The sequence below is a fragment of the Liquorilactobacillus uvarum DSM 19971 genome, from assembly GCF_001434935.1.
In the GTDB taxonomy this organism is placed as follows: domain Bacteria; phylum Bacillota; class Bacilli; order Lactobacillales; family Lactobacillaceae; genus Liquorilactobacillus; species Liquorilactobacillus uvarum.
The window spans coordinates 27,340-48,259 of sequence record NZ_AZEG01000011.1; the positions used below are offsets into that span (position 1 = coordinate 27,340).

The 20,920-nt window shown below is 37.4% G+C and carries 22 protein-coding genes; 7 read left to right on the forward strand and 15 right to left on the reverse strand.

The window, feature by feature from the left end:
• Positions 1-138 precede the first annotated feature (138 nt).
• Entirely contained in the window at positions 139-1,044 is a 906-nt protein-coding gene (locus FD20_RS06800) for a cation diffusion facilitator family transporter (RefSeq protein WP_057737038.1), read from the forward strand.
• A gap of 506 nt (positions 1,045-1,550) precedes the next feature.
• On the opposite strand, the gene FD20_RS06805 is transcribed toward FD20_RS06800, so the two are convergent.
• Both FD20_RS06805 and FD20_RS06810 read right to left on the reverse strand, forming a co-directional pair.
• Positions 1,551-2,048: a thiol peroxidase gene (locus FD20_RS06805; protein WP_057737040.1), complete on the reverse strand. Its 498-nt coding sequence runs from the start codon at positions 2,046-2,048 to the stop codon at positions 1,551-1,553.
• 192 nt (positions 2,049-2,240) lie between these two features.
• The gene (locus tag FD20_RS06810) at positions 2,241-2,801 is read right to left on the reverse strand and encodes a TetR/AcrR family transcriptional regulator (protein WP_057737042.1); all 561 of its coding nucleotides are present in this window, start codon (positions 2,799-2,801) and stop codon (positions 2,241-2,243) included.
• A 236-nt stretch (positions 2,802-3,037) separates the two neighbouring features.
• Here FD20_RS06810 and FD20_RS06815 point away from each other — a divergent pair, with 236 nt between their 5' ends.
• From FD20_RS06815 to FD20_RS06825, 3 genes are all read left to right on the forward strand, one after another.
• Positions 3,038-3,799 (forward strand): tyrosine-protein phosphatase, encoded by a 762-nt coding sequence (locus tag FD20_RS06815; RefSeq protein WP_057737044.1) that lies wholly within the window; start codon positions 3,038-3,040, stop codon positions 3,797-3,799.
• 321 nt (positions 3,800-4,120) lie between these two features.
• Positions 4,121-4,321, forward strand: a complete 201-nt coding sequence (locus FD20_RS06820) for a DUF1659 domain-containing protein (RefSeq protein ID WP_057737046.1) — start codon at positions 4,121-4,123, stop codon at positions 4,319-4,321.
• 25 nt (positions 4,322-4,346) lie between these two features.
• The gene (locus tag FD20_RS06825; RefSeq protein ID WP_057737047.1) at positions 4,347-4,577 is read left to right on the forward strand and encodes a DUF2922 family protein; all 231 of its coding nucleotides are present in this window, start codon (positions 4,347-4,349) and stop codon (positions 4,575-4,577) included.
• Positions 4,578-4,873: 296 nt separating this feature from the next.
• Here the strand turns inward: FD20_RS06825 and FD20_RS06830 are convergent, their stop codons facing one another.
• The 3 genes from FD20_RS06830 to FD20_RS06840 form a co-directional block, all read right to left on the reverse strand.
• Entirely contained in the window at positions 4,874-5,479 is a 606-nt protein-coding gene (locus FD20_RS06830; protein WP_057737050.1) for a nitroreductase family protein, read from the reverse strand.
• A 187-nt stretch (positions 5,480-5,666) separates the two neighbouring features.
• Positions 5,667-6,368 (reverse strand): VIT1/CCC1 transporter family protein, encoded by a 702-nt coding sequence (locus FD20_RS06835; RefSeq protein WP_057737052.1) that lies wholly within the window; start codon positions 6,366-6,368, stop codon positions 5,667-5,669.
• Between the two features lie 29 nt (positions 6,369-6,397).
• Entirely contained in the window at positions 6,398-7,039 is a 642-nt protein-coding gene (locus tag FD20_RS06840) for a VIT1/CCC1 transporter family protein (RefSeq protein ID WP_057737121.1), read from the reverse strand.
• Between the two features lie 279 nt (positions 7,040-7,318).
• Between FD20_RS06840 and FD20_RS06845 the strand changes: the two genes are divergently transcribed.
• Positions 7,319-7,990 (forward strand): DUF6198 family protein, encoded by a 672-nt coding sequence (locus FD20_RS06845; RefSeq protein WP_477218314.1) that lies wholly within the window; start codon positions 7,319-7,321, stop codon positions 7,988-7,990.
• A 148-nt stretch (positions 7,991-8,138) separates the two neighbouring features.
• Positions 8,139-8,618 (forward strand): Dps family protein, encoded by a 480-nt coding sequence (locus FD20_RS06850; RefSeq protein ID WP_057737054.1) that lies wholly within the window; start codon positions 8,139-8,141, stop codon positions 8,616-8,618.
• 222 nt (positions 8,619-8,840) lie between these two features.
• Here FD20_RS06850 and FD20_RS06855 read toward each other — a convergent pair whose 3' ends face one another.
• From FD20_RS06855 to FD20_RS06900, 10 genes are all read right to left on the reverse strand, one after another.
• Positions 8,841-9,491, reverse strand: a complete 651-nt coding sequence (locus tag FD20_RS06855; protein WP_057737056.1) for an SDR family oxidoreductase — start codon at positions 9,489-9,491, stop codon at positions 8,841-8,843.
• A 190-nt stretch (positions 9,492-9,681) separates the two neighbouring features.
• Entirely contained in the window at positions 9,682-10,659 is a 978-nt protein-coding gene (locus FD20_RS06860) for a bile acid:sodium symporter family protein (protein ID WP_057737058.1), read from the reverse strand.
• 56 nt (positions 10,660-10,715) lie between these two features.
• The gene (gene ilvD / locus FD20_RS06865; RefSeq protein ID WP_057737060.1) at positions 10,716-12,539 is read right to left on the reverse strand and encodes a dihydroxy-acid dehydratase; all 1,824 of its coding nucleotides are present in this window, start codon (positions 12,537-12,539) and stop codon (positions 10,716-10,718) included.
• Between the two features lie 54 nt (positions 12,540-12,593).
• On the reverse strand, positions 12,594-12,986 hold the full coding sequence (locus FD20_RS06870; RefSeq protein WP_338040544.1) for a Rid family detoxifying hydrolase: 393 nt from the start codon (positions 12,984-12,986) through the stop codon (positions 12,594-12,596).
• Between the two features lie 38 nt (positions 12,987-13,024).
• Positions 13,025-13,807, reverse strand: coding sequence for an ABC transporter ATP-binding protein (locus FD20_RS06875; protein WP_057737061.1), 783 nt, complete (start codon positions 13,805-13,807; stop codon positions 13,025-13,027).
• Positions 13,808-13,863: 56 nt separating this feature from the next.
• A complete protein-coding gene (gene ilvA, locus FD20_RS06880) occupies positions 13,864-15,138 on the reverse strand; it encodes a threonine ammonia-lyase IlvA (RefSeq protein ID WP_057737063.1) in 1,275 nt (424 codons plus the stop codon).
• 122 nt (positions 15,139-15,260) lie between these two features.
• Positions 15,261-16,271, reverse strand: a complete 1,011-nt coding sequence (gene ilvC, locus FD20_RS06885; RefSeq protein ID WP_057737065.1) for a ketol-acid reductoisomerase — start codon at positions 16,269-16,271, stop codon at positions 15,261-15,263.
• 98 nt (positions 16,272-16,369) lie between these two features.
• On the reverse strand, positions 16,370-16,645 hold the full coding sequence (locus FD20_RS06890) for an ACT domain-containing protein (RefSeq protein ID WP_057737068.1): 276 nt from the start codon (positions 16,643-16,645) through the stop codon (positions 16,370-16,372).
• Positions 16,646-18,373 (reverse strand): biosynthetic-type acetolactate synthase large subunit, encoded by a 1,728-nt coding sequence (gene ilvB / locus FD20_RS06895; RefSeq protein WP_057737070.1) that lies wholly within the window; start codon positions 18,371-18,373, stop codon positions 16,646-16,648.
• A 360-nt stretch (positions 18,374-18,733) separates the two neighbouring features.
• Positions 18,734-18,946, reverse strand: a complete 213-nt coding sequence (locus FD20_RS06900; protein WP_057737072.1) for a hypothetical protein — start codon at positions 18,944-18,946, stop codon at positions 18,734-18,736.
• 637 nt (positions 18,947-19,583) lie between these two features.
• Here FD20_RS06900 and FD20_RS06905 point away from each other — a divergent pair.
• Positions 19,584-20,906 (forward strand): MFS transporter, encoded by a 1,323-nt coding sequence (locus FD20_RS06905; protein ID WP_057737074.1) that lies wholly within the window; start codon positions 19,584-19,586, stop codon positions 20,904-20,906.
• Positions 20,907-20,920: the final 14 nt, after the last annotated feature.

Below are 20,920 nucleotides of genomic sequence, written 5' to 3' on the forward strand. Positions count from 1 at the left end.
AATATTTTTTTCATATCAAATATCTATTTCGGAACGCCTAGGATGACCTATTGCGTTTTCTCCAGTTCAATGCTATAGTTTAATCGTGATATGAGCATATGTTCATATATAAAAATGGAACTTTTAGGAGGCTTCTCCATGGAAGAGCACAAAATTCATACTGGCAAACGTTTTTTGCTAGTCACACTATTAAATATCATAATTACTTTATTTGAATTAGTAGGCGGACTTTTATCCGGCAGTCTGTCCTTACTTTCAGATGCCTTTCATAATTTCAGTGATGCATTTTCAATTATTCTAAGTTATATTGCTAACCGTATAGGGAAAAGATCACCTACCGTTAAAAACACTTATGGTTTCCGCCGTGCTGAGATTCTAACAGCTCTCCTAAACTCAATTTTACTGATCGTCATATCTGCCTTTTTGCTGATTGAGGCAATCAAGCGCTTCACTCATCCTGAAGAAGTCCAAGGCGGTGTTATGTTTATCGTTGCTGTTATTAGCTTTGCAGCTAACCTTTTATCAACTATTTTAATGAATCATGATTCCAAACACAACTTAAATATCAGAGCCACCTATCTCCACCTGCTGAGCGATGCCCTCGCTTCAATCGGGGTTATAATTAGTGCTGCACTTATTATTCTCTTCAATATAAAGTGGATTGACCCATTAATGACTCTTCTGGTTTCTTTTTATATTATCTATGAATCATTGCCAATTGTTCACAAAACTTTCACCATTTTAATGGAAGCATCTCCCAAACTAAATTTTGAAGATATAAAAAAAGATTTGTTGACTATTCCGGAGATAACTGGCGTTCATCACCTGCACGCTTGGTTGATTGATGAAAATGAAATCATTTTATCTGTTCACGTCAATATGCCAGATCTTCCTCTAAGTCAAACTGAATGTGTTTATCTTAAAATTGAAAATATTTTAAAACAAAACTACAATGTGTCACATGTAACGATTCAAGCAGAATGTAATCGAGGACGCAATACTGGGCTTCTTTTGGATGAAGAAAAAAGTTTTCACAGCAATTAAAATATCAGCATTAGGCACATCCTTTAAATAATCTAGTATTTAATATCTTGAATAAAATTCTCAAGATATTTTTTTGTGTAAATTTTACCATTCTATCGCTATTCATAAAAACACTTGATGGTCGTTTGCTGCGCTGCTGCATGAAACATTATTGTTCCAAACCCATTATCTTTCTGCAAAGACATATTTGCTTAGAATCATCAGCTCCTTATATCGAGGTACACTATTTAGTTGCCTTACATTGTAAAATCGGCACTGCTTTTGTAATTTTAGTAGTTAGATGGCTGTCTTTTTGGGATAAAAAGGTATGGCTATTCAAATCAGATCTCTTTTCTACCCTGCTTTTTTTAGTTTACTTGAGCAACACCTCCCAAAACTAAAACCGTGTTACCCTCGCGAAGACACGAAGCATTTTCACCAGCCCAAACAAAAAGATTCAGTTCGAAAAGCTGAAATTAATCAGTTCTTCTCACCAAATCTAATCTTAATCTGCCAAAAAGCAGCTACTAATCTGTATGTTCTCTTAAAAAAGCTAGTGCTTTCTGATAGTCAGGTTCATTGGACTGTTCGGTTATCAACTCACGGTAAGCAACTCTGCCTTTTTTATCCAAGATCCAAATACTGCGTGCATCATTTCCAGTTTTTTCAACATAAATTCCTAATTTTTTTCCCAGTTGACCGTTAAGATCAGATAACAACTTCATTCTTTCTACGCCTTCAGCTGCACACCATTGTTGCTGTTTTGCAACAGAATTGGTGGATATAGTATAAAAACCAATATTTTCAAATTTATCTGCTTCTTGATTAAACTTTTTTGTTGATAAACTGCACACACGTGTATCAATATCAGGCACAATGCTAATCAACACATACTTTCCCTTTAGGTCCGAAGCATCTACACGTTCAAAATTCCCAGAGTCTAAAGAAACACTAGGGAATACTTCTCCTATTCCATAAGGATTCCCATTAGTTCTCCCTAATTCTCCATGCCGCGTAATTTCCATCCTAATCATCCCTCTCAACAAGTAAAGATTCCCATATTTTGACAATTAAAAACACGAAAATTATACAATAAATCACAAATAAAGCCAAAAATATGCTTCAATATTGCCACTTTATTCGTGCAAATTTCAACCTTTGACAAAATTTTGTTTGTACTTAAATAATTAAAACCTGTCAAATTTGCGAAGAACCTTTTAACAATATATACCACTAAGAATCATTTTATATAGTGTCCTGATTGCTGCTTTAAAACTGAGTCCCTTTGATACAAGGTAATTATTTTGTAGAAATTTACGTGTTGTTTGTTGTATCATCAGCAGCAAGACATCTTTTTCTGTCCCCGTCAATATGCGTACATGCGGATCACCTATAAAAAGATCGTATAGTTTTTTCCCAAATTCATCAAGATGATTATTTAATTTTGCCCACTGTTGTGGGTATCTTTTTTCCAAGGTTTTCGCATGTTTGATTATTTTGTCCACATGTTGAGCGCCAGGGAATTCAATAAGATATCTCTGCAGCATTTCATCCGGTGAAAGCCTTGCTCCTTTAGGTACTCCACTGGCACCAAGATAGATGTCTTTAAAAATAAAATCAATTGCTTTATCAATAATCATCTCTTTGCTCTCAAACATCTTATAAATTGTCCTCTTGCTCACTTTTAGTTTCGAGGCAAGTTCTGCAGTTGTAAAAGACGGTCCTTTTTCTTCGATAAGATGAAGAACGGCTAAATATATTTCATCACTAATACCCATTTTATCCCCCTTTCATGTGCTAATTAGCTTATTTCAAAGAATACCATATTTCATGCGTTTTCTACTAGAAAGAACCGAGATTAAAATATCTATCTTCATTATTTTCGACAGAAAAACTTTTGAATTATTAGTTTTTATAAGGAAATTTTTGGGAAATAAAGCTGTGATGCTGTATAATCTTTTCTGAAAGCAAGTACAATTAATCTAAAATACTACTTAAATAGGGGCTGAAATACGTGGTACATGACAAAAAGTTTATTCACACCGATATCACAAACTTTAGAGATATTGGCGGCTATCAAACAAGTGATGGACATCTGAAAGCAGGCATTTTTTTCCGCAGTGGTGAACTATACAACTTAAAACCCCAAAATATCGATTTTCTCAGCAACACTATTCATTTAAAAAAAATCTATGATTTTCGGAGGCCAGAAGAAATCAATAATCGTCCTGATACGAATATTGAGAATATTTTGTATGAAAATATTAACTTGATGTCTTCACCTGGTCAAGCTAATCCTAGCCTGAAAAATATGGTTATTGCGTCCAATATTGAAGAACATATGCTTTCAGTATATTCTGAACTTGTGCTCAGCCCTTCTTCTCAGAGAGGCTATCATCAATTTTTGGTTGAACTTTTAAACAGTACTGAACCCATAATCTTTCACTGCTTTGCTGGGAAAGATCGGACTGGTTTTGCTGCCGCTCTTCTTTTAAAGATCGCGGGTGTTTCTGAAGCTGATATCTTCGAAGACTATCTTTTAACAAATAAAGCTCGTAAAAAAGAAAATGCACAAATTCTAACTCGTTTCCAAAAAACGTTATCCCCAGAGAAACTCTCTGCATTAAATGTTTCACTCAACGTGAAGGCTGCTTACCTAGCACATGCATTTGATTTGGTCAAACAGCGTTATGGTGCATTTAACACCTATTTAGAAAAAGGGCTCCAGCTCCCGGCCAACTATATTTCTAACTTTCGTGAGATGTATATTAAATAAAAAATTTTTTTAGTCTACGAAGCACATCCAGAGCCCTTAATCAGCAAATTGGATGTGTTTTTTTGCAGTCTGGTCACAAATTTCAGACTGCAGTCTTAATCTAATTCTCCTGCAATTAACATATTCCAATTTTTATACCTCGCATTATTATTTTTAATCAAAATCAGAAAATATTGTCCTTACGCAAAAGATCCCCGATTTTTTATACTTAATCCTAATGAACCATTTCCTTTACACTTTTATTTTTTCTGCCGTTATTAAACTTGTAAGATGTCGCGACACTTACAAAAAAGCTTATAAAAATTGAAAGGAGTCATTCATATGAGTACAACGTGGATTAAAACAAGTTTAAACACTGTATCAGTTTCGAGTGACGGCGAAAAACGCAAACGTAGTTTCAACAATATTAAAGCTGCTGCTACTGATCAGGAAATTGTTGAATTTGGTAAAATATTGTCCTTATTGACTGGAACCTCGACAGATGAACTTAAATTAACAACTGTTAACGACATTAGTGCCTAACCGGTGCAATTAAGGAGGCTTTTATATGAAACAACTAGATTTGGTATTTGCTGGTCAAACCGGTCAGATAAAACATCATTTCCGTTTAAACTATCTGAACAATAATCTGAACAAAGAAACCGTTGAAAAAGCAATGCAAGATATCGCTGAGTTGGGCATATTCATCGATAAAAAAGGTGAAAAGCTCTATGCTCATCCACTTTCCGCACAATATGTCGACAAGCAAGAAACGCCAATTATCACAGAAACAAAATAAATTTTTAACGCATATTAAACCACATTAATTCATATAATGTAAAACTAAAATAAGGGGACTGGGTCAAAAGTTAAATTTTGATCTAGTTCCCTTATTCATTCTGTACAAGTGTGTCCCGTAATTCAAAGTTCTCCATCTAACTTTGAACTGCCCGTGGCAAAAAACAAGCTATGTTTGTAATTTCACATCAATACTTAAACCTTACCGACTTGTGTCATAGGCCTCTGCCATGTTTTTTGCAATTCTTTAAAACTTATATCCTTCTAACCTCGTTTTTGCATTATTTAAATACAAAGCTAATCACCGATAACCTTGAAGCGTTGATCATCAACCGCGTATTGTTTTTCTCCCGGCAAAGCTTCGATTGACCCAAATGGCATTTCTGCACGCAAAACCCAGCTTTCAGGCACATCAAAAGCTTCTTTAATCTGATCATCAATTAAGGGATTATAATGCTGTAAACTCGCTCCAATTTTGTTTTCTGCCAAGGCTGTCCATATGCTCAGTTGTGCCCCACCTAATCCCTGCTCTGACCAATCTTGGAAATTATTAGCATATAAACTAAATTGTTTTTTATTTTGATCAACAATTGACTGATCAGTGAAAAGAAGAACTGTTCCAAAACCAGCCTTAAAACTATCAACCTTTTCTTTTGTCTTAGCATAGGCTTCCTCTGTAGGGACCTCTGACTTCAGTCTTTTAGCAACAATATCCCAAACTTTTTCTGATGCTGAACCAAATAAAATACCAGCTTTGATAGTCTGATTATTGAAAGCTGTTGGAGATTCTCTCACAGCTTTTTTGATCAACTCTGCGATTTCTTCTTTGGGTTGTTTGACATTTCGACCCAAAGCGTAAATAGAACGGCGATTTTTTAAAAATTCTATATATTTATCATTCATAATAAGTTCTCCCTCAGTAAATTTCATTTTTAATGTTACTTTTTTGTTAACATGTTTTATTATATTTAATTATTTGCTTCTTGTCAACTACAAAATAAATTTTAATAAAAAAACTCTTTACCAGACTATCGAAACAAGCTCTCAATAGTTTGATAAAAAGTCTATCCAATTTATTCGATTTGTTGAACTATAGTATAATTCCGACACTATAATGAATAATCATTGTCAAAATACCCACCAGAAGATTGCGAATAATTGCAACTTTAACTAAGCCATTACCAAGTTTCGCACTTAAAAACCCAGTTAGTGATACAGACAGGCATACTGCCAAAATTGTTGCTGGCCACTGGTATGCAGTTGGGCTAAGTGTCATTGCTGCTAAGGGAAAAACTCCACCAGCTGCTGCTGAAAAGAGTGAAGAAATCGCTGCTTTCCATGGATTCATATAATGTCCAAGTTTAAGTCCATGCTTAACATCAATTATAGTCTGTAATGGTTTTTTAGCCATTAAATCCTCTGCAATTTGTTTCGCCGTTACATCCGTAACACCCCTAGCCATATAATACTTCTGTACGCTTTTAACCTCTGCAGCATAATTGTGCTTCAACAAGCCCCGTTCTTCTCCAACCGCAGCTCGTTCAGTTTCCTTTTGTGCACTTACAGAGGCATACTCTCCAGATGCCATCGAAAAAGCACAGGCCATTAAATCAGCTATTCCGGCAATAAAAATTGTAAATTGATTTGGAGTTGCTACTGCAACACTAAACAATACTCCAACAACTGTCAAAATTCCGTCATTTGAACCTAGCACACCTGCGCGCAAAGTATTTAGCTTTTCATCCATTGTTTCACTTTCATTAGTTTCTTTTTTCTTCACTAGAATATCCATCGTTTGATATTACTCACCTTTCAACTCCATTAACTTCCAATTAAACTCCCAATTACGTATGTAACAACCATTGTCAGAATTCCTGAAGTAACATTGCGCAAAACACCTTGGCCCCTATTAGCATTACCCAATACTGCCGCACTATATCCAGTAAATGAGAGCGCTATAATTACAGCTGCAAATGTTGCTGCAATGCGAATTCCATTTGGGAACAATGATATTGCCAGTAAAGGAAGAATTGATCCCAGAGGAAAAGCTATCATTGAGGCCATTGCAGCCGCATAAGGACTGGTAAACTCATTAACTTCAAAACCATAGCGTTCACGAACCGTTGTTACTAAAGCATCCTTTTGCATCATTTCTTCAGTTGCTTTTTTAGCAAGCCGCTCACTAATACCTTGTTCCAGATAGTTGTGTTTCACAAATTCAAATTCTTTTTCATAATTGTCTTTCAGTGCCTGTTCTTGATGCATAACCGCCCTTTTCTGAGCATCCTTTTGAGTGTTGACGGAAACATACTCTCCCATTGCCATTGAAACCGTTCCGGCCAACATTCCAGCAATACCTGAAATGAAAATGGCATAACTGTTAGTCGTTGCTCCGGCAACCCCGATTACAATACCAGCAACCGAAAGAATTCCGTCATTTGCCCCCATTACAGCAGCGCGCATCACGTTAACGCGTTGTGCTAAACTCTTCTCTTCCAAAGTCAGTCTCTCCCTAATTCCTCTTTTTAATTTAGAATTTTTATAATATAGTAATCATTATATTCTGTTATATGTAAAAAGTAAACTAATACTTACTATAATTTAATCAACTATAAGTTTTAAATAGATTAAATTATAGTTTCAAGCACCCTACAGAAAAATCTTGACACATTGCTTACTAGGTTATATAACTTAGCATGTGTTATTTTGTACGTATCTATTATCCTTTTAAATTTTCAAGAGGTGAATATCATCAAGAACTCTATTCAAATTCGTTTACTCGGTCTTATCGGAGGCTTACTTTTAAATGCTTTCGGCAATGGTTTATGTATTTCAGGAAACGCAGGAAGCGGCCTTTGGACGGCCTCTGCCGTTAACTTGAGCAAATTAACAAACACAAGTGTCGGTGTGATTCTTTTTGCACTTGGAATGATAAATATTTTAACTAACCAAATTTTGATACATCATTGGGATATTCGGCGTTTCATAGGTGAATTTTGCTTCATTTTCTTCTTCAGTTATTTTGTAAATACCTTTGCTCAATTTTTCAATTATCTTGGTATACCAACTCTCCCCTTCCTTATACGCGGCCTCATCTCTTGTTTAGGTGTTGTTTTCTTTTGCACCGCAATCTCTCTTTATCAACGTGCCAACATCATTATGCATCCTAATGACGACACAACTAATCTGCTGCGTTTTTTATATCTGAAAGGAAATTCAACTGCCGCACAACTGCTTGACTTCATTGTTCCGATAGTCATAATCATTTTTTGTGCCATTTTCTCGCATAAGTTATTTGCCGTTAACATTGCAACTTTATTTTCTTTCCTATTTAATGGCTTAATTATTGCAGAAGCCGATCGTTTAATTTTTCCGCAATTAAAACATAATTTCAAAAAAAATGAGCAGCATTGAGTATACTAACTTCGCCTTTCTTTTTGAATATCTTTCGATAGCTCCTACATACCCGGAAACGCGTATTGTTTGTATGTCTAAAGAAGACCATCTATAATTAAAATGTAAGTGTAATGGTTATTGAATTGAAAGGAAAGGTGATTTTTTTATGTTAGAAACCCATCCATATCCAAAAACAATAAAACAGCTTAATCAACTTTTGGCTGATTTAACACAGCTTCAAACCAACATCCAACAGACTCATTGGTATATGCGCGGTCCGGAATTCTTTCGCCTTCATCCATTAATGGATGAATACAAGGATCAGTTAGCTGAACAGTTGGATGAGTTGGCTGAACGTCTGATTGCTTTGGGCGGTTCACCGATTGCAACAACTCATGAATTTATGGATAATACAGGCCTTCCAGACGATGAAATCAGTTTTGGACAATTTGATTTACCTGAACTGATGCAGCGTCTACTGAAACAATTTAAGTATCTCCGTGATCAATATCAAAAGGGGATTGAAATTACAGATGATGAGAAGGACTTTCCTACACAGGATATCTTAAATGGCTATAAAGCCGAAGCCGATAAAAATATTTGGATGATTAGTGCTTTTCTTGATAAGGGACCTTTAAACAAGTAGTTTTTTACTATTGTACTCATGAAAAACATAAGTCACCGCAAAGAAAAATAAGGATCTTTGGAAGCAACCAGTGGGGACTGTCTGATAAAGCTTGTTTTTTGAAATACTTTAACATGAAAATATAACCTAAAGGGGTCTATGGCAGTTCATTGTCATAAACCCCTTTAGGTTATTATTAATCTTCAATACCCAAACTGCTTATCAAAACCAAAGCTATTTTTATTAAAATGCCGCAGCGATTTGTGTTTCCCCGCTACCAATCGTATAACTCTTTCTAAATGTCGCATGATTATCCAGGATCGCCGCGATCACTTCCGCAACATCTTCACGTGGAATGCTTAATCGCTCTTCACTTTCAGAGTTGACAGTGATAGTACCAGTACCTGAAATATTTTTTAACATCCCCGGACGTAAAATAGTGTAATCAAGTGCCGTCCTTTGCAATTCCTTGTCTGCATAATGTTTTGCAATCAGATATGGCTTGATACCACTTTTATCCCAAAGATCCCGCTTGTTACTTCCAACTGAACTCACCATCACATAACGTTTGATTCCTGCTATTTGGGCTGCTTCCATCGATTTAACAGCTCCATCTAAATCAATTATCAACGTCTGGTCATCACCTGTTTTTCCACCAGAGCCAGCTGAAAAAATAATTGCATTTGCTCCTGTTTGTTTAAAACATTTCGCCATTTTTTCTGCCGAATCATTCAAATCAAAATGAACTGGATGTACAAGCTTGTCAGTTGGAAAAACTTTTGCCTGCCCATCATTTCTAATACCCGCGTATACTACGAATTTTCTAGCTATCAGCTTACTAACCAATTTTTGTCCGATCTGTCCATGTGATCCGATAATAAAAACAGAACTCATAAAAAAACCTCCCTTTGAATTACTAAGTAATCACTACCTTTACAGTATAACCAATAACAATGAAGCGCAATAATCTTTACACGGCGTACTGTATCATTTAGTAATAAAAAAACATGTTTCGCAGAATTCCTTTAAACGGAAATTCTTTGAAACATGCCTTAAAGAACAACATTCTCTTTTAACTTGGTACTCAAACTTCTTTTACATCATTTAGCTTAGTTTTCAGTGTACTTTGGTCATTAGTGCTTTTAGTGCGCCAATATGAAGCCAACACCGAACCGGAAATATTATGCCAAATACTGAAAACTGTTGATGGAATCGCTGCTGCTGGAACAAAATACTTGATTGCCAACGCTGCACCCAAACTTGAATCTTGCATTCCAACTTCGAATGTTATTGCCTTTCTCTGCGGATCACGCAATCGAATCAATCTCGAGAAAAGATAACCTAAACCATATCCTGAAAGGTTGTGTAAGATTACTACTGGAATAACAAGAGCTGTTGCCGCTGTAAATAGATTAGCATGATTAGCTGCAATTACTGCTCCAATAATCAGTAAAATAGCCACTTGAGAAATTAGAGGTAAAACATGTGTAATTTTCTCGATTTTTTTCCCAAAAATTGAATGTAGAACCACACCCAAAATAATTGGAAATAAAACTATTTTTACTGTACTTAAAAATAAAGAAGCAGTTGGTATATCAATATACTTGCCCGCAAAGGTCAATAAAAGGCCAGGCAACGCGATTGGTGCTAGCAGTGTGGATAATGTTTCAATTGAAACATCAAGCGCCACATCCCCACCAGCCAAGTATGCCATCACGCTGGAAGATGTGCCACTTGGACACGAGCCAACTAGAATTACACCGGCCGCAGTTGCACCTTTCAACTGAAAAATAAGGCATAACAACCAAGCAAGTGTTGGCATTATTACATAATGTGCGACTGTACCCGCAATTACTGGCAATGGTCGTTTAGCAATTCTTTCAAAATCTTCAATCCTCAATGTCAACCCCATACCAAATAAAATAATTCCCAATAAATATGAAATATTTGGAACAAGCCATAAACTTGTCTTTGGCAGAACATAATTGAAAGCAGCCCATAGCACCACTAGAAGCGTGAACCAACGTCCAATCATTTTACCTAACTTTTCTACTTTGGTCATTTTTTCTTTCCTTTCTCTCACATACATCTCAACACATAAATATCTGTTACAGCCAATTAATTGGTTTCTTTATGGCACCGGCAGTTCTTACCGCAACTGGATTCGTTTTTATTTTCATTCTTTTCTTCTTCACTTGCTTCAACTGCACCAAAAAGTTCATCTGCACCGCGCATAATTCCACCTGTATTGGCAGAAGTTACCAAATATTGGTAACGTGCAAGGTATCCCATTCGCACTTTTGGCTGAAAAGGTTTAAGATCTTTTTTCCTATTTTTAAGTTCTTGCTCGCTGACTGCAACGTCCAAGGTCCTTTTTTCAAGATCGATTGTAATTTGATCACCATCCTTGATCAGAGCAATCTCTCCACCAGCAGCGGCTTCAGGCGATACATGTCCCACACATATTCCATGTGTTGCGCCTGAGAAACGTCCATCAGTTATCAGTGCAACTGTTCTTCCCAAACCACGGCCAATAATATCAGATGTTGGATTCAGCATTTCAGGCATTCCAGGTCCACCCTTAGGCCCTTCATACCGAATAACAACAACATCGCCGGCCTTAACAGTCCCATTATCAATACCTTCTACTGCATCATCATGTGAATCAAAACAGATTGCTTTCCCAACGAATTTTTTAATGTCTGGATCGACTCCAGCAACCTTTATAACTGATCCGTCTTTGGCAATGTTTCCATAAAGGATCGATAAACCACCCTGTTCAGAATAAGGATTGTCAAGTGTTCTGATAACTTCAGGATTTAATGTGTGTGCGCCTGCAACATTTTCACGAATTGTTTTTCCTGTGATTGTTGGACGATCTGGATGAAGAATTCCGCCCTTTTCAATCAATTCGTTCATAATTGCTGGAATTCCGCCCGCATTGTGTACATCTTCCATTGTCCATGATGATGAAGGCACAATTTTAGCCAAATGCGGCGTTTTTTTAGCTATTTCATTGATTTCCCGCTCACTATAATCAATACCAGCTTCATGGGCAATCGCCAATCCATGTAAAACAGTATTAGTTGATCCGCCCATTGCCATATCAAGAGCAAAACTGTCGTCGAAAGCTTCCTTGGTCATGATATCTCGCGGTTTAACATTATGCTTAACGTTATACATTACTTGACGTGCTGCCTGCCGAACCAATTCACGCCTTTCTTTTGAAACGGCTAATGTTGTTCCATTATATGGAAGTGCCATTCCCATGGCTTCCATAAGTGAATTCATTGAGTTTGCAGTATACATTCCCGCACAAGATCCGCAACCTGGGCAAGCATTTCTCTCCAATTCCATAAAATCTTCTTTACTCATTTTTCCATCTTTAAAAGCTCCGACAGCTTCAAAAACAGTTGACAAAGTTGCTGCTTTGCCATTAGGATCAAGTCCGGCTTTCATTGGGCCACCGGAAACAAAGGCCGCTGGAACATTTGTGCGTGCTGCAGCCATCAACATTCCAGGTGTAATCTTGTCACAGTTAGGCATGAATAAAACACCATCAAACCAATGTGCGTTAATTACCGTTTCTGCCGAATCAGCAATAATTTCACGACTTGGCAGCGAATAGCGCATTCCAATGTGTCCCATCGCGATCCCATCATCGACCCCAATAGTATTGAATTCGAAAGGAACACCTCCTGCTTTACGAATTTCATCTTTTGCAACTTCTGCCAATTCACGCAGATGAACATGTCCAGGAACAATTTCAATGTACGAATTTGCAATTGCAATAAAAGGCTTTTTCATATCTTCCGGATTTTTGACTTGACCCGTCGCATATAATAAACTTCTGCCGGGTGCACGGTCCGTACCCTCAGTGATTGTATCGCTTCTTTTTTTTAGTTCGTCCCCACTGATTGAAAAATTTAACGTATTACTCATTTTTTACAGCTCCCCATTTCTTTTATGTTTTCTCAACCTACTTAAAATTCCTTATCAACAATTTTTGACTGCTATTGCTTCAATTTCTATTTTGGCACCAGCCGGCAATGCCTGTACACCAACAGCCGAACGCGCCGGCAGCAACGGAGTATTTTCAAAAAAAGCTGCGTATATTTTGTTAACTTTATTAAAATCGGCAATATTTGTCATAAAAATTGTAACTTTGATGATGTCGTCAACATCTAAACTATCAGCTGCAATAATTGCCTTTACGTTCTGTAGTGCCTGCTTTGCCTGTTCCTCTACTTCTGGTCCTGCAAATGTTCCTTTTGAGGGGTCAATTCCTATCTGTCCCGAACAATAAAGAAATCTGCCAACCTCTATACCTTGCGAGTATGGTCCCAGTGCTTTCGGTGCCCTATCAGTCGTAATCGTCTTTTTCATCATTCAATGCAGCCTCCTTTTTAGTGTTTTAACATTCCCTCTTATCGCGGGTAGACAAGAATTCGTTTTTTATCATCTTTGATTATTTCAATCGGTGTCTCATAAAACTTTGTCAGTGTCTCCTTATTCAGCAGTTCCTCTCTCTTTCCTTTTTTATAAATACTTCCATCTTTCAAAAACATTATATTGTCAAAACATGGCAACAATTCCTCTGTATAATGAGAGACCATCAGTAGCGATGGGCTGTTAGGTTCCTCAGCAATTTCTTTGATTTTCCCGAGCAATCGTTCGCGTGCAAAAAGGTCCAAACCATTACAAGGTTCATCTAAAATCATCAACTCTGGGTTAGCCATCAATGCCCGCGCTATCAGAACGAGCTGACGTTCACCTTGAGATAATATTCGATATGGCTTACCAATCAATTCAGCACCACCCAGCTTGGTTATTCTTTCCTTAGCCTCTTGCATTTCTTGTTCCGAATAATGCTCATATAATCCAATACTGGCAAACTTACCGGATAGAACAATTTCTTCAACTAGATCTCCCGGATGCAGCCAATCTTGAAGTGCCGTACTTACCCAGCCAATTCTCTTCTTTAAATCTGGAATATTAGTATGCCCGAATACACCTCCTAACACCTCTAGGCTTCCCTGTGAAGGCCAAACATCGCCATGGATCATTTTCAACATTGTTGTTTTTCCGGCGCCATTCAAGCCTAAAATTGCCCAGTTTTCTTTTTCCTTAATCGTCCAACTGATGTTTTTTAAAATTCGTCTATCACCTTTTATCAAAGAAACATTTTGGAAAGATAAAATCTTGTTCATTCAATTAACTCCTTTTATTAAAAAATTTAATATACTTTCAACTAGCACAGTTTACCTTAAACCATCATTTCATATAACATTTGGTTTTCTTTTAGATCAATATAATAAGGATCAAACTGTCTCAACCTTGTTCGCAGCTGCTCAATATGATTTCTATTCCCCAACCTGATACCGATCAAAACCGGCCCCTTTCCACGGTTTACTTTTTTTGTATACTCAAATTTCGTTATGTCGTCATCTTCATTTAAAATATCATTGACTACTTCTCGCAGTGCACCGGGCCTTTGCGGGAAATTCACAATGAAATAATGTTGAAAACCTTCATATACCAACGATCGTTCTTTGATCTCCTGCATTCTGTCAATGTCGTTGTTGCCGCCGCTAATTACACAAACTACTGTTTTTCCAGCAATTTCGTCTCGATGATCTTCTAATGCAGCAACACTTAAGGCTCCAGCCGGTTCAGCAACAATCGCTTCTTTGCTATACAATTCTAGCAATGTAGTACATACGCGTCCCTCAGCAACATTAATCATTCCATCCACATATTCTTTAGCATTGGTGTAAGTCAATCCACCAACAGTTTTAACCGCTGCCCCATCAACAAATTTATCAACTCTTTCAAGAGTAACAGGATGCCCACATTTGAAGGCCGCCGCCATTGATGCAGCACCTGTAGGTTCAACACCAACGACTTGTGTCTCAGAGCTGACACTCTTGGTGTACGCAGCTAGCCCACTAATCAGGCCACCCCCACCAACTGCAGCAAATAAGTAATCAACTGCTGTATGCTGTGCAAAGACCTCATCGAAAATCTCGCATGCAATCGTTCCTTGCCCGGCAATTGTGTTTTTATCATCAAATGGTGCAATAAAGGTCATCTTATTTTGCTGGCAATAATCAGTTGCAGCGTGTGCAGATGCATCAAACGTATCACCAGTTAATTTAATCGTTGCCTCACTTCCACCAAAAAACTTCACTTGCTCTACTTTTTGTTGCGGAGTGGTCGTGGGCATGAAAATTACAGCTGGAATTTTCATCTTATGACAGGTCCATGCAACCCCTTGCGCATGATTGCCTGCACTTGCACAAACTATTCCCCTTTGACGAACTGTTTGTGGTGTTTTAGAAATTGCATAATATGCACCGCGTATCTTAAAAGATCGTACTACTTGAAGGTCCTCTCTTTTTAAATATAAATGACATTGATATTTTTGAGATAAATATGCATCGTACTGCAGGGGGGTGCGCTTAATAATCGGACGCAACACCTCATATGCTTCATCAATATCTTTCTTTTTTAGCAAATCTTTTTTTGTCATCACGTCCATTAACGCCACCACCCCTTCAAAATAATTTATTATGTATGTGGAAAAGCGAAATACGCTCTTCATGGCCATATATTGACTGAAGTTTATTTCGCTTTCCTACTATATTGCATTTAAAATCCAAATTAATCGCTGTATTTGTCAGCTTTAGCAACAAATGGCATTTTTGTACGCAATTCATCACCAACTTTTTGCAATTTCGAATTTTCCATTTCTTTACGATATTTGTATAACTTCTTGAATCCACCACGGTATTCATCCATAAATTCTTTGGCAAATGTTCCATCTTGAATTTCTTTAAGATTACGCTTCATTGCTTCTTTTGATTCAGCATTAATTACACGAGGGCCTCTTGTGTATGAACCATATTCAGATGTATTCGAGCAATCATTGTACATTTTTGCAAAACCGCCCTCATAGATTAAATCACAGATCAGTTTCATTTCATGATCAACTTCAAAGAAAGCTAATTCTGGTGAATAACCAGCTTCTGTCAATACTTCGAATCCTGTTTCGATCAAGGCTGTTACCCCACCCATTAAAACGTTTTGTTCACCAAACAAATCTTCATCGGTTTCTTCTTTGAAAGTTGTTTTTAAGAGTCCAACTCGCGCAGCACCATTTGCTTTAGCAAATTCCTTGGCAAGATCTTCCGCATGGCCTGATGCATCTTGATATGTAGCATAAAGCGCTGGAACACCAGAACCTTCCATATAAGTACGTCGGCATAAGTTACCGGGACCTTTAGGTGCCATCATTACAACATCAACATTTTCAGGTGCCACAATTTCTTTGTAATAAACATTGAAACCATGAGAGAAGCCCAGCACATTTCCAGGTTCCAAATTATCAGCAACTTCTTTTTTGTAGACATCAGACATCACTTCATCTGGAGTTAACATTTGCACCCAATCAGCCTTTTTGGCCGCTTCTGCAACTGGATAAACTTTAAAACCATCCTTTTTAGCCTTGTCAAATGACTTACCTGGACGGATTCCGATGATGACATCTACTCCAGAATCACGTAAGTTGTTAGCTTGTGCGTGCCCTTGTGCACCATATCCAATAAATGCAACTTTCTTGTTCTTCAAATAATTTGTTGTAACATCCTTTTCATATAACATTTCTACTGCCATAATAATAGCCTCCATTTTTTCTTCTTAGTATTAGTAGTCAAAACACTTTAATAACGTTTTAAAAATGTGTACAATGTGTTTAAATGATATTTTTTATATCATTTAACAATAGCGTGTTCAAATTCCAAATCATTTTTGCAATCGTCCCACTGTACGCTTAATACATCTATTTGCTTGGCAATTACTCGCTTTAGATGTTCACGTTCATGGGCCTTTGCTACTTGAATTTTGAATTTTGCAACAACTGCTTTGTTGTCTGGTGTTGAATTAATTGAGGCACTCTCGATATTGATATTTCTTCGTGTCAACAATCCGGTGAAGCGATTCAAAACGCCCACCCTATTTTTCATCTTACAGATAATTATTTCATGCATTTAATCAACCCCCATCATAGCTTGATTGGGTTGACCTGGAGCAATCATTGGGTAAACCTGTTCCAAAGCAGGGATCTCTGCTTCCACCAAGACACTTTCTTTTTCTGCGAAAACATCCGCCAATGTTTCGCGCCAGTGTTGCGGGGAAAGCTTTAAACCTTTGATACTGTATGCTTGAGCTAGTTTGATGAAATCCGGTTGTCCGTTAAATACAGTTTGAGAGCGTCTTTTTTCGTAGAATAAATCCTGCCATTGGCGCACCATCCCGAGAGTCTTATTGTTAAGAATGATTATCTTGATATTCAATTTATATTCCCTAATAACATCAAGTTCTTCAACTGTCATTTGAATCCCACCATCACCAACAAATAGAACAACTTCCTTTTCAGGCGCCGCCAACTTAGCTCCAATCGCTGCCGGCAGGCCAAAGCCCATCGTTCCTAGCCCACCGCTGGTAATAATCTGATGCGACCTTTTGAAAGGATAATACTGTGCGACCCACATTTGATGCTGCCCGACATCTGTGACAATAGTCGCATCACCGTTAGTCAGTTTCCCGACTTCTTCAATTACTGCTTGAGGTTTAATTTTCCCCTCTTGTTCTTCATAATGCTTAGGATGCTTTTTTCTCCAATCGTTCAATTGCTGCAGCCATTGAACATGCTCACCTTTTGGCATTTGCTCTGTATTACTTAAAAACCAACTTAGAGCGTCTTTAGCATCTGCTACAACTGGAAAATCTGTGCTAATTACTTTTCCCAATTCAGAAGCATCTATATCAATATGAGCTACATGAGCATGCGGAGCAAATTTTGCAGCGTTAGTTGCTAGACGATCATCAAAGCGCGAACCGATATTCAAGAGAAAATCGCATTCATAGAATGCCATGTTAGCTTGGTAACTTCCATGCATTCCTCCCATTCCTAGAAAAAGAAAATCTTTGTCTGGCATTACACCTAAACTGACCAGCGTTGAAATTACAGGGAGATCAAAGCGATGAACAAATTTTCTGAGTTCAGAAACTGCATTTGCTGCAAGTACTCCTCCGCCAGCAAGAATCAATGGTTTCTTTGCCTTTAATAGAGCTTCACTAATCTTCAGCATCATACTTTCATCAACATTTCTTGTGCGCTGAACGCTGTGTTCTTCTGAAATAACTAACTTCTCGTCTCCAAAATCATCTGGCAAACTTGAAGCTATATCTTTGGGAAGATCAATAACAACCGGTCCTGGTCTTCCACTGGCAGCAATTTTGAATGCCTCTTCTATAATTTTGGGAAAATTATCAAGCTCATGTATCTGATAATTCTGTTTCGTTATAGGAGCCGTCATACTTAGAATATCTACTTCTTGAAAAGCATCTTTTCCAATAGAATCACATCCAACTTGGCCTGTAAAAACAATTAGTGGAATCGAATCCAACATTGCATCTGCAATTCCTGTCACTGCATTTGTAGCACCAGGACCAGATGTTACAAACACAACTCCTGTTTTCCCCGTTGCTTTAGCATACCCTTCAGCAGCATGAACTGCTCCTTGCTCGTGTCGAACAAGTATATTGTTAAATGCTTGTCGATAAACTGCATCATACAACGGTAATACTGCCCCACCAGGATATCCGAAAATAAGTTCTACGCCTTGTTGTTTCAGTATCCCAAGCAAAACGTCCGAACCAGTTGAAACCGTATGAACTCCGTCCTGTTCTTTAACTTCTCGTCTTGCCAACATGAAATTCACCTCCTCTTGAATCATCAGCCTAAAAAACAAAAACACTTCGTTTTCTGTTCTTCGCATCACCTCCCTTAATTGCATTTTTCAAGAACACTTACCCTTTTTCCAAAATAAAAAGCATCCATCTTCACGATGGATGCTAAAAAAATCCACCGCTCTAATTTCTTAGCGCGGTGTGATTTATTCCTTAGGTTGCTAACTCAAATTAACCCAGGCATTAAATCACACTCGCGCATGATAATAATGACTAGGACAATTAGTACGATAACATTTTGCAATACTTTCACATCTAATCGATTATCATATGAACTCATGTGATCTAACCCCTTTCTTTGTTTTTACAATCATATTTTTATTTTAGAAAAAAATTTCCCGTTCATTGTGGAATCCACAAACTGAACAATACTCTTCATTGGGAGTAAGCGCCCCGCAGTTAACACAAATGTTAACCTCTACGTCTTCCTTCTCGGAACTGGACATAAATCTTGCGCCACAATTAGAACAATACTTACCAGTAGCAACTTTATTTCCGCAATTCCGACAAGTAACCATATCATACGCTAACTTCATAAACATCCCTCCGAACAATTATCTGATTACAGATAACAACGACATGTTATAGAATGCTATGACAATTGCTGATCTGCTTTTTAATAAGCAAAAAAGCAGTCGTCAGATTTGTTTCACCAAAGCATGAATATCTTTCATGTGTGTCATACTACACTTAGATTTTAATAGTGTCAACATCTTTTTTTAATAAAATCCTTTTATTTTTAGGTTGGACACAACATTTTTACACTTTTTATTCTTTTGTATTTTTTCTAAATATCTTTTTTTATAGCTCAATTTAAAGGCATATAAGGAAGAAACAAAGAATTAACTTATCCATCTCTATATTTTATGTATTATTTTTTTAATTTTATGTTGACAAATGAGTTTTTTCAGCTGTATAGTTACAAACATATTAAAGAACACTAAGAGGAGAACTGAATGATGACAACCAACACTAACATTCTAATTATTATTATTATCAGCGCGATTATTAATTGATGCGGGCTGTATTTTGGAATGTCCGCGAATTGCGGACAGCGTTGGTTAAGCCAGAAGCTGTCAAACAGCTTCTGGCTTTTTTATTTGTCCTTGCTTTGGAGGTGTTACAAATATAAATTGTTTCAGAAACATAATTTAACTTTTTAGGAGGGTTTTTATGGATAATACAAATAGTTTAGAAAATCATTTTGAAGGCTCCGAAGGGTTCAAACGTGATTCAGTAAGAACAGTTATGTTCGCCTCAATGATTGGAACCGCAATTGAGTTTTTTGATTTTTATGCTTACGGGACTGCAGCGGCTGCATACTTCCCTAAAGTTTTCTTTCCCGAAGTTACTCCTGCAATCGCAACAATCTTAAGCTTGCTAACCTTTGGAGTCGCATTTATTGCTCGCCCTTTAGGTTCTTTTGTCTTCGGTCACTTCGGTGACAAGATCGGTCGTAAAAGAACGTTGGTCTTTTCTCTTTTACTAATGGGGATCTCTACAGTTCTGATCGGTGTATTGCCTAGTTATGCAACTTTAGGCTTAACATCTGTTATTCTTTTGTGCGCCTGCCGCTTTGTTCAAGGAATTGGTCTCGGAGGTGAATGGTCTGGAGCAGCTTTAGTTGCTACCGAAAATGCACCTGCCAACAAAAGGGCTTTATATGGTTCTTTCCCCGAACTTGGAGCACCATTAGGTTTCTTCTTAAGCAATGGTCTGTTCTTTCTGCTTGAATCGTTTTTAACTCCAGCGCAAATGCTTAGCTTTGGTTGGCGCGTTCCTTTCCTTGCATCCTCAATTTTAGTTTTTGTTGGTTTTTGGGTACGTGAACGTATGCAAGAAACCCCTCTCTTCCGCTTAGCTCAAGAAAAAAAAGAGGTTACTAAGTCTCCTTTGAAAGTTGTTTTCAAAACTAGTTGGCGTCAAATAATTCAAGGAACTTTCATTGTCTCTGTCACTTACACACTCTTTTACACCTTAGCAACATGGTCTTTGACATATGCTACCACCAAACTTGGATTTACAAACCAAGAATATCTGTTCATGTTGATGGGCTCGATCATTGTTTTTGCTGTTTTAATTGTTTTGTCCTCATCACTTGCCGATAAGTGGGGACGCAGACGCACATTAATGACTTCATCAACTGCCTTGATCGTTTTCGCATTTCTTTTCCCTTATTTACTGCAAGGTCAGCGCAATTTTGTTAACGTAGCTTTATTTCTTGTCATTGGCTTTGTTCTGATGGGAATCGCATTTGGACCTGTTGGTGCTCTTTTACCAGAATTATTTTCAACGAAAGTTCGCTACTCAGGTTCAGGAATCGCCTATAATCTAGCCGCAATCGTTGGAGCCGCATTCACACCTACAATTGCAACTTGGTTGGCTGATAACTGGGGTATTCGTTCAGTTGGAATATACTTAGGCATCATGGCTATCGCTTGTTTGTTATCCCTGATAACAATTAAAGAAACAAAAACCGTTGATTTTTCTAAATAAAACTAATTAACATA

What these genes read in the sequence shown, in the direction of transcription:
- FD20_RS06800 (WP_057737038.1), top strand. Translation starts at nt 139, where the DNA reads ATGGAAGAGCACAAAATTCATACTGGCAAACGTTTTTTGCTAGTCACA.
- FD20_RS06805 (WP_057737040.1), bottom strand. Translation starts at nt 2,048, where the DNA reads ATGGAAATTACGCGGCATGGAGAATTAGGGAGAACTAATGGGAATCCT.
- FD20_RS06810 (WP_057737042.1), bottom strand. Translation starts at nt 2,801, where the DNA reads ATGGGTATTAGTGATGAAATATATTTAGCCGTTCTTCATCTTATCGAA.
- FD20_RS06820 (WP_057737046.1), top strand. Translation starts at nt 4,121, where the DNA reads ATGAGTACAACGTGGATTAAAACAAGTTTAAACACTGTATCAGTTTCG.
- FD20_RS06825 (WP_057737047.1), top strand. Translation starts at nt 4,347, where the DNA reads ATGAAACAACTAGATTTGGTATTTGCTGGTCAAACCGGTCAGATAAAA.
- FD20_RS06830 (WP_057737050.1), bottom strand. Translation starts at nt 5,479, where the DNA reads ATGAATGATAAATATATAGAATTTTTAAAAAATCGCCGTTCTATTTAC.
- FD20_RS06835 (WP_057737052.1), bottom strand. Translation starts at nt 6,368, where the DNA reads ATGGATATTCTAGTGAAGAAAAAAGAAACTAATGAAAGTGAAACAATG.
- FD20_RS06840 (WP_057737121.1), bottom strand. Translation starts at nt 7,039, where the DNA reads ATGCGCGCTGCTGTAATGGGGGCAAATGACGGAATTCTTTCGGTTGCT.
- FD20_RS06850 (WP_057737054.1), top strand. Translation starts at nt 8,139, where the DNA reads ATGTTAGAAACCCATCCATATCCAAAAACAATAAAACAGCTTAATCAA.
- FD20_RS06855 (WP_057737056.1), bottom strand. Translation starts at nt 9,491, where the DNA reads ATGAGTTCTGTTTTTATTATCGGATCACATGGACAGATCGGACAAAAA.
- FD20_RS06860 (WP_057737058.1), bottom strand. Translation starts at nt 10,659, where the DNA reads ATGACCAAAGTAGAAAAGTTAGGTAAAATGATTGGACGTTGGTTCACG.
- ilvD (WP_057737060.1), bottom strand. Translation starts at nt 12,539, where the DNA reads ATGAGTAATACGTTAAATTTTTCAATCAGTGGGGACGAACTAAAAAAA.
- FD20_RS06870 (WP_338040544.1), bottom strand. Translation starts at nt 12,986, where the DNA reads ATGATGAAAAAGACGATTACGACTGATAGGGCACCGAAAGCACTGGGA.
- FD20_RS06875 (WP_057737061.1), bottom strand. Translation starts at nt 13,807, where the DNA reads ATGAACAAGATTTTATCTTTCCAAAATGTTTCTTTGATAAAAGGTGAT.
- ilvA (WP_057737063.1), bottom strand. Translation starts at nt 15,138, where the DNA reads ATGGACGTGATGACAAAAAAAGATTTGCTAAAAAAGAAAGATATTGAT.
- ilvC (WP_057737065.1), bottom strand. Translation starts at nt 16,271, where the DNA reads ATGGCAGTAGAAATGTTATATGAAAAGGATGTTACAACAAATTATTTG.
- FD20_RS06890 (WP_057737068.1), bottom strand. Translation starts at nt 16,645, where the DNA reads ATGCATGAAATAATTATCTGTAAGATGAAAAATAGGGTGGGCGTTTTG.
- ilvB (WP_057737070.1), bottom strand. Translation starts at nt 18,373, where the DNA reads ATGTTGGCAAGACGAGAAGTTAAAGAACAGGACGGAGTTCATACGGTT.
- FD20_RS06900 (WP_057737072.1), bottom strand. Translation starts at nt 18,946, where the DNA reads ATGAAGTTAGCGTATGATATGGTTACTTGTCGGAATTGCGGAAATAAA.
- FD20_RS06905 (WP_057737074.1), top strand. Translation starts at nt 19,584, where the DNA reads ATGGATAATACAAATAGTTTAGAAAATCATTTTGAAGGCTCCGAAGGG.